This window comes from Flavivirga aquimarina, from assembly GCF_030540835.1.
Lineage (GTDB): Bacteria > Bacteroidota > Bacteroidia > Flavobacteriales > Flavobacteriaceae > Flavivirga > Flavivirga aquimarina.
Genome location: NZ_JAUOEK010000111.1, coordinates 1 through 1,370 on the forward strand (window position 1 = coordinate 1; position 1,370 = coordinate 1,370).

2 protein-coding genes are annotated in these 1,370 nt (G+C 35.5%); both read right to left on the bottom strand.

Annotated features, from left to right (window positions below):
• Positions 1-210 (bottom strand): hypothetical protein (locus Q4Q35_RS09490; protein WP_303277734.1); only part of this gene is annotated, 210 nt, incomplete at its 3' end.
• A 27-nt stretch (positions 211-237) separates the two neighbouring features.
• Positions 238-1,370 (bottom strand): FecR family protein (locus Q4Q35_RS09495; protein WP_303277735.1); only part of this gene is annotated, 1,133 nt, incomplete at its 5' end.

Sequence of the window (1,370 nt, forward strand, 5' to 3'; positions counted from 1 at the left end):
TCTAACAATCTGACCTGTTGAACCAAAAGAACCTCCCGTACCTATCCCAAGAGTAGGGGATCCGGTTAAGGTTAATGTAATATCATCTTTGGTCTCGGTGATATCATCACCACTACCTCCTGTAGCACTCTCAAAATCAAAAATAGTTTGCGCATTGGCTACATTAAAAGCAAATGTTAGTATTGCAAATAAAATCGTAATTTTTTTCATAATATTTTAGGATTAGTTAATTGTTAGTTAATTGAGTGTGATCGTTTTATTATTAATTTCATAATTTTTAATAATATTGGTGTTTTTAATTGATGATAAAATCTCCTCTATAGGGAGGCTTTTATTAAAAGACCCTATAAATTTTTCTTCCCCAAGGTCTTTATTTGTGAATACGATATCCATATCATACCAACGTGATAATACTTTCATAATCTCTTTTAATGATTCGCCTTCGAAATCAAAAATGCCATCTCTCCAAGAAATGATATTACTAACTTCTATAATTCTAATTACCATCTTATTTGTTTGCAAATCTAGATTTGATTGTTGGTTGGGTACTAAGTTTTGTTTTATAGAGGCACTGCTTACTGCCACTTTACCTTCTACCAATGTGGTATAGATATTTGTATCACCTTTATAGGCTTTGATATTAAACTCAGTGCCTAAAACTTCTACATCTTGGCTACTATGGGATACTTTAAAATTTGCGCCTTTATGGTTTGTACTGGGTGATACATCAAAATAGGCTTCGCCATACACCAGTTCTACCTGACGAGTTTCTCCTTCATTGAATGCTACAGGGTATTTTAATTGGGATTCGGAATTCAACCAAACTTTGGTACCATCGGATAATAGGATATAGAATTGACCGCCTCTGGGGATGGTTAGCGTGTTATATGCCGTGCGCCTACTGGTCCCTTCGCTAAAATAGTCCACTGGACTATTTTTTGACGCTTGGCCCGGTTGTTGGTTGCTGGTTGTGTATATTATTTCTTGTCCGTTACTGGTTAGATTGGTCGTTTGGTAAGCTGTTCCTTTTTCTAAAACGACTTCGGAACCGTCTTCTAAGGTTAGGATGACTTTGTCACTGCCTGATTCGATATTGTTATTTACAATGATAGGGGCTTCGAAGTCGGGGCTTTGGTTTGTTTGATTAAATACAAAGGTTATTGAGATTAATAATACTATAGAAGCTGCTACGCCATAAGTCCAGAATTCCCGCTTACTGGACAGGTAGGTAGAGGATCGTCCGGAACGTTGTTTTTTTTCTTCTAAAAACTTCCATTCTTTTTCTATATCTATATCTTCTAAAATATTTGAGTATTTACCTTCTTTTATATCTAAAAGCGTCTGAACTATTTCTTCTTCTAAAACCTCAG